Raw genomic sequence first — 6372 nt, forward strand, 5'->3', positions numbered from 1 at the left:
CGGATAGGAACGGCCGGGCACGTGGGCGCCGGCGAAGTCGTAGCCGAGCAGGTCGGCCAGCTGCCGTGCGATGGCCGCATGCGTGGCCGCCTCGTGCGCGGAGTGCGCGGCGCCGGGGCCGACGCCGAGGACCACGCTGCCACGGGCCGGCGCAGGCTGCGGATGTGGCGGGAGGCTGGTTGCCACGCGTGTCTCCGGACGCACGCGGCGCCGGAGGTCGGCGCCGATCGACGGAGGCTAGCGGCGGCGGTGTGGATGGGCTGTTGAAGGACCTGCCGCGTGGGAGCGTTTCGGCCCTCCGGGCCTATTTCTCGACGAACGCCCGCTCGATCACGTAGTCGCCCGGTTCGCGCGTGCGTGGCGAGGCCTGGAAGCCGCGGCCGTCGAGCAGTGCGCACAGGTCGTCCAGCATCGCCGGGCTGCCGCACAGCATGACCCGGTCGGTCGCCGGGTTGAGCGGCGGCAGGCCGGTGCCCTGGCTCATGACGCCGTCGACGATGGCGTCGGTGATGCGGCCGCGGTTCCTGAACGGCTCGCGCGTGACGGTGGGATAGTAGACGAGCTTCTCGCGCACGAGTTCGCCCAGGTATTCGTGTTGCGGCAACTCGCGCTCGAGGTAATCGGCATAGGCCAGGTCGCTGATGTGGCGCACGCCGTGGGCCAGCACGATCTTCTCGTAGCGCTCGTAGGTGGCCGGGTCGCGCACGATGCTCATGAACGGTGCCAGGCCGGTGCCGGTGCCGAGCAGGTAGAGGTTCCTGCCGGGCTTGAGGTCGTCCAGCACCAGCGTGCCGGTGGACTTGCGGCTGACCACCAGCGGATCGCCGGGCTTGAGGTGCTGCAGGCGCGAGGTGAGCGGGCCGTTGGGCACCTTGATGGAGAAGAACTCCAGGTGCTCCTCCCAACTCGCACTGGCGATCGAGTAGGCCCGCATCAGCGGACGGCCGTCCACTTCCATGCCGATCATCACGAACTGGCCGCTCTCGAAGCGGAAGCCGGGATCGCGCGTGGCGCGAAAGCTGAAGAGCGTGTCGTTCCAGTGCCGCACGTCGATCACGTGCTCGGTCGCAAGGGCCACCATGTGGATGTCGTGCCTCGGATGGATGTGGGCCGCCGCGAACGCGTATCCGTCGATGGCCGCTAGCCTTGGGTGGGCGTCGCCCGTGCGGGCCGCGCGGTTGTCGGGGTAGGCCGCGCGCCCTTTCATTATGCCATCGGGGCACGGGCGGAGTCAGGCGCCGGCCGCGCGTATACCATTGCCACATGCTGCGATTAGGATAGGCGCGAGGGGGAAGATGGCGCCGGCCCGCGCAACCGCGCAGGCATGCAACCGTCCAGGCAGCAGGCGCCATGGAGCCCAGACCCGGGATCGCAACTGGCAGCGCTCCATTCGTTGCCGCCCGCAGTGGCCGAACCAGTGAGCAACAGGGACGCACGCATGCAGCATCTGGAAGAGAGCAGGATCGCCATCATCGGCCTCGGCTACGTGGGCCTGCCGCTGGCCGTGGAGTTCGGCAAGCGCTACGACACGCTGGGCTTCGACATCAACCAGGGGCGCATCGACGAGCTGCGCGCGGGACGCGACAGCACGTTGGAAGTGGATGGCGCCGAACTGGCTGCCGCCGGCCGCCTGCGCTTTTCCGCCACCGAGGACGACCTGCGCGCCTGCAACGTCTACATCGTCACCGTGCCCACGCCGATCGACGCGGCCAAGCGGCCCGACCTCACCCCGCTGGTCAAGGCCAGCCAGATGCTGGGGCGCGTGCTCAAGGCCGGCGACATCGTGGTGTACGAGTCGACCGTGTACCCGGGCTGCACCGAGGAGGTGTGCGTGCCGCTGCTCGAGCGTGGATCGGGGCTGGCCTTCAACCGCGACTTCTTCGCCGGCTACAGCCCCGAGCGGATCAATCCGGGCGACAAGCAGCACCGGGTCACCAGCATCCTCAAGGTTACCTCCGGCTCGACGCCGGAGGCAGCCGATTTCATCGATCGACTGTACGGCTCGATCATCGCCGCCGGTACGCACAAGGCCAGCTGCATCAAGGTGGCCGAGGCGGCCAAGGTGATCGAGAACACCCAGCGCGACCTCAACATCGCGCTGGTCAACGACCTGGCGATCCTGTTCAACAAGCTCGGCATCGACACGCTGGAAGTGCTGCAGGCGGCCGGATCCAAGTGGAACTTCCTGCCGTTCCGGCCGGGCCTGGTCGGCGGCCACTGCATCAGCGTCGACCCGTACTACCTCACCCACAAGGCGCAGGAGGTCGGCCACCATCCGGATGTGATCCTGGCCGGCCGGCGCACCAACGACGGCATGGGGCCGTACATCGCCAGCGAGGTGATCCGGCTGATGGTGCGCAAGGGCATCAATCCGGTGAACGCGCGCGTGCTGCTGCTGGGCCTGGCGTTCAAGGAGAACTGCCCGGACCTGCGCAACACGCGCGTGGTCGACATCGTGCAGGCGCTGCGCAGTTACAACGCGGCGGTGGACGTGCACGACCCGTGGGTCAATGCCGCCGAGGCCGAGCACGAATACGGCCTGGTCCCGCTGGCGCAGCCGCCCGCGGGAGCCTACGACGCGGTGATCGTGGCGGTCGGCCACCGGCAGTTCGTGGCGCTGGGCGCCGACGGCGTGCGCGCGTATGGCAAACCCGAGTCGGTGGTCTACGACGTCAAGTACGTATTGCCGCGCGAAGCGGTGGACGGGAGGCTCTGATGGCGACGCTCGATACCTTGCTGCCGACCGCGCTGCAGGCGCGCGTGCGCGCGCAGGACGGCACCTGGCTGGTCACCGGCGCAGCCGGCTTCATCGGATCCAACCTGGTCGAGGCGCTGCTCGGGCTGGGCCAGGCGGTGGTCGGGCTGGACAACTTCGCCACTGGGCACCGGCGCAACCTGGACGAGGTCGAGCGACTGGTCGGGCCGCAGGCGTGGTCGCGCTTCAGCTTCGTCGAGGGCGACATCCGCAGGCTGGACGATTGCCGCGCCGCCTGCGCCGGCGTGCGCCACGTGCTGCACCAGGCGGCGCTGGGCTCGGTGCCGCGCTCGGTCGAGGACCCGCTCGCCACCCACGCGGCCAACGCCACCGGCTTCCTCAACATGCTGGTGGCCGCGCGCGACGCGGGCGTGGGCAGCTTCACCTATGCCGCTTCCAGCTCCACCTACGGCGACGAACCCAGCCTGCCCAAGGTCGAGGACGTGATCGGTCGCGCGCTGTCGCCGTATGCGGTGACCAAGCTGCTGAACGAGATCTACGCCGAGGTGTTCGCGCGCTGCTACGGCTTCAAGTCGATCGGCCTGCGCTACTTCAATGTCTTCGGCCGGCGGCAGGACCCCGAGGGCGCCTACGCGGCCGTGATCCCGCAGTGGATCGCCACCATGCTGCGTGGCGATGGGGTGTACATCAACGGCGACGGCGAGACCACGCGCGACTTCTGCCACGTGGCCAATGCGGTGCAGGCCAACCTGCTCGCCGCGCTCGCACCCGAGGAGCACCGCGACCGCGTCTACAACGTGGCGGTCGGCCAGCGCACCAGCCTCAACCAGCTGTTCGAGGGCCTGGTACGGCAACTGGCGAGCGAAGGCGTGGACTACGCGCAGTCGCCGGTGTACCGGGACTTCCGCGCCGGCGACGTGCGCCATTCGCTGGCCGACATCCAGCGCGCCGCCACGCGGCTGGGCTATGCGCCGACCCACACGCTCGCCGAAGGCCTGGACGAGGCGATGCCCTGGTACCTGGAGTTCATCGCGGGCCAGACGGCCTGAGGCTGATCTGGCCGTGGCGCGCGGCGGCTTCCTGGTCGGCGTTGGGCACGCCATCGCAAGCCTGGTGCCGTCTCCCCCGCGGGTGGGCGTGGCGTACGCGCTGCTGTTCGATGCCGCCGGGCAGGCGCAATCGATCGATGAGGCGCTGCTCCTGCTGGGGCGGGAAGAGCGCAGCCGAGCCGCGCGTTTCCACTTCGAGCGCGATCGCACGACGTATGTGCTGGCGCACGCAATCTGGCGCCGCCTGCTCGGCCGCTGCCTCGGTGTCCCTGCCGCGGACGTGCCGCTGCGCTTCGCCGCCTCCGGCCAGCCGCAGCTTCCCGGCACCGGCTGGGCCACCAGCCTGAGCCACAGCGGGACACAGGTGCTGCTGGCCGCGGCCCGTGCCGATGTGCTGGGCGTGGATATCGAGTGCGCCCCTGCGTCCGCGCGACTGGACGCCCTGGCCGCGGAGATCTGCGCCCCGGTCGAGCGCGATTTGCTGCAGGCGCTGCCCGCCGCCGCGCGCAGGCATGCCCTGTTGCGGTTATGGACGCGCAAGGAGGCCCTGCTGAAGGCTGCCGGCGTGGGCCTGGGGCAGCCGCCATCAAGCTTTGCCGCGCCGGCGGACGAGCCGGTCATGCTGCCGGGCATGCCCGCGGCGCAGTTCTGTGTCGTACACGATCTTGCGCCCCTGCCGCCCACTTGCGCGGGCGCATGGGCGGCGCCATCGGCAGTACGCGAGCTGTCTTGGCGGCGGGTCGGAAGATCGGACGAGAAAATTCCGGAATTGTGACGGGTACGTCATTTTTTCTATTGAATTTTTTCCATTCGAGTAGTAGACGAGCGGCCTCATCCGGGAATATGCTCCGCCCCTCGTCGGCAGTGGACGCCGGTGAAGGGGAAACGGATGAGTCTCTTGCACAAGCGAAGTGCGCGATGGCTGTTCCTGCTGGCCATGGCCGAACTGGTGCTGCTGGGGGGCTCACTGGTTGCAGCCACGTACCTGCGTTTCCAGCAGCCCGAGGAACTGGCCCAGTACCTGCGTTACCTGCCGAACCGCGCCCTGATGTTCGGGGTGGCGATGCTGCTGGGCCTGGCGGCGCTGGGCCAGTACCAGACCTACATGCGCGCCAGCTGGTTCGGCCTGCTGGCGCGCCAGGCGATCGGCTTCCTGCTCGGCGGCCTGGGCTTGATGGTGATCTTCTACCTGCTGCCGCAGGCCTACCTGGGTCGCGGCGTGCTGGGCATGGCGCTGATGCTGGGCTTCGTCGCGGTGACTGCGTTCCGCACGCTGTTCCTGCGGCTGGTCGAAGTCGAGGCGTTCAAGCGGCGCATCCTGGTGCTTGGCGCCGGTGCGCGCGCGGCGCAGATCCACACCCGCATGCGGCGGCGCTCGGATCGGCGCGGTTTCACCGTGCTCGGATTCATCGCGCGCCCGGGGGAGACCATCGAGGTTCCGGCCAGCCAGTTGATCCAACCCAACGGTCCCTTGCCGGAATGGACCCTGCGCCACCAGGTCGACGAGATCGTGGTCGGAGTGGAGGACCGGCGCGGCAAGCTGATGATGGAAGAGCTGCTCGAGTGCCGGCAGTCGGGCGTCGCGATCACCGACCTCACCACCTTCTTCGAGCGCGAGGCGGGCCGCGTGCAGCTTTCGCTCACGCATCCGTCGTGGCTGGTGTACTCGGGCGGCTTCAACGCCACGCCGATGCGCCGCTTCACCAAGCGCAGCTTCGACCTGGCCGCCTCGCTGTGCGTGCTGGTGCTCGCCTGGCCGCTGATGCTGCTGGTGGCGCTGGCGATCCTGATCGAATCGGGTCCGGGCCAGCCGGTCTTCTATCGGCAGGAGCGCGTGGGCGCGCGCGGCAGGACCTTCCAGTTGATCAAGTTCCGCAGCATGCGCACCGACGCCGAGCGCGACGGCGTGGCCCGCTGGGCGCGCGAGAACGACGACCGCGTGACCCGCGTGGGCCGCTTCATCCGCAAGGTGCGGCTGGATGAGCTGCCGCAGCTGTGGAACGTGCTCAAGGGCGAGATGAGCCTGATCGGCCCGCGTCCGGAGCGCCCCCAGTTCGTTGCCGACCTGGCCACCAAGATCAGCTACTACAACCTGCGCCATTGCCTGAAACCCGGCCTCGCCGGTTGGGCCCAGCTGCGCTATCCGTACGGCGCCTCGGAAGACGATGCCGAAGAGAAGCTCAAGTACGACCTCTATTACGTCAAGAACCACAACCTGCTGTTCGACCTGCTGATCCTGATCCAGACGGTCGAGGTGGTGCTGTTCCGCCGGGGTGCGCGTTAGCGGCAGCCGCCAGGTCCTCCTGATCGGGGCCGTTCATCTTCAGGAGTCACCATGCCCAGTAGTGGCTTGCCGGAAAATCCGCGCGCATCCTCACCCGAACGGGACAGCCGCAGCGGCTGGCGCCGGCGCGCGGTACTCGCGGCGGCGGCGCTGCTGCTGGCCGGCGTAGTCGTGGCACAGGTCGTCGTGCGGCTGCGCGAAGCCGGCGCCCGGACGCCGGAAGCTGCGATGCGGGCGCAATGGAAGGCCGACGCGGCGCCCGTGCCGGCGAGAGTGCGCGCGAACACGCCGGCGGCGATGCCGGCATCCGCTGGCGCCGCGGC

At 69.2% G+C, this 6372-nt stretch carries 6 protein-coding genes and 1 pseudogene; 5 read left to right on the forward strand and 2 right to left on the reverse strand.

The features are described from left to right. Positions 1 to 186 (reverse strand): annotated as a pseudogene (locus HOQ08_RS13550) (hypothetical protein); the annotation flags it as partial. A 118-nt stretch (positions 187 to 304) separates the two neighbouring features. Continuing rightward, positions 305 to 1081 carry a ferredoxin--NADP reductase gene (locus HOQ08_RS13555; protein WP_291195888.1) on the reverse strand — a complete coding sequence of 259 codons (777 nt, stop codon included), beginning with the start codon at positions 1079 to 1081 and terminating at the stop codon, positions 305 to 307. 357 nt (positions 1082 to 1438) lie between these two features. Here HOQ08_RS13555 and tviB point away from each other — a divergent pair, with 357 nt between their 5' ends. From tviB to HOQ08_RS13580, 5 genes are all read left to right on the forward strand, one after another. Beyond that, positions 1439 to 2716, forward strand: a complete 1278-nt coding sequence (gene tviB, locus HOQ08_RS13560) for a Vi polysaccharide biosynthesis UDP-N-acetylglucosamine C-6 dehydrogenase TviB (protein ID WP_291195875.1) — start codon at positions 1439 to 1441, stop codon at positions 2714 to 2716. Further along, a complete protein-coding gene (locus tag HOQ08_RS13565; protein WP_291195877.1) occupies positions 2716 to 3765 on the forward strand; it encodes an SDR family oxidoreductase in 1050 nt (349 codons plus the stop codon). Before tviB ends, HOQ08_RS13565 begins: the two co-directional genes overlap by 1 nt. 13 nt (positions 3766 to 3778) lie before the next feature. Beyond that, positions 3779 to 4540, forward strand: a complete 762-nt coding sequence (locus HOQ08_RS13570; protein ID WP_291195880.1) for a 4'-phosphopantetheinyl transferase superfamily protein — start codon at positions 3779 to 3781, stop codon at positions 4538 to 4540. A gap of 114 nt (positions 4541 to 4654) precedes the next feature. Further along, positions 4655 to 6049: a TIGR03013 family XrtA/PEP-CTERM system glycosyltransferase gene (locus HOQ08_RS13575; protein ID WP_291195882.1), complete on the forward strand. Its 1395-nt coding sequence runs from the start codon at positions 4655 to 4657 to the stop codon at positions 6047 to 6049. A 66-nt stretch (positions 6050 to 6115) separates the two neighbouring features. Then, positions 6116 to 6372 (forward strand): hypothetical protein (locus HOQ08_RS13580; RefSeq protein ID WP_291195885.1); only part of this gene is annotated, 257 nt, incomplete at its 3' end.

The sequence above is a fragment of the Frateuria sp. genome (genome assembly GCF_013362045.1).
Taxonomy (GTDB): domain Bacteria; phylum Pseudomonadota; class Gammaproteobacteria; order Xanthomonadales; family Rhodanobacteraceae; genus Frateuria_A.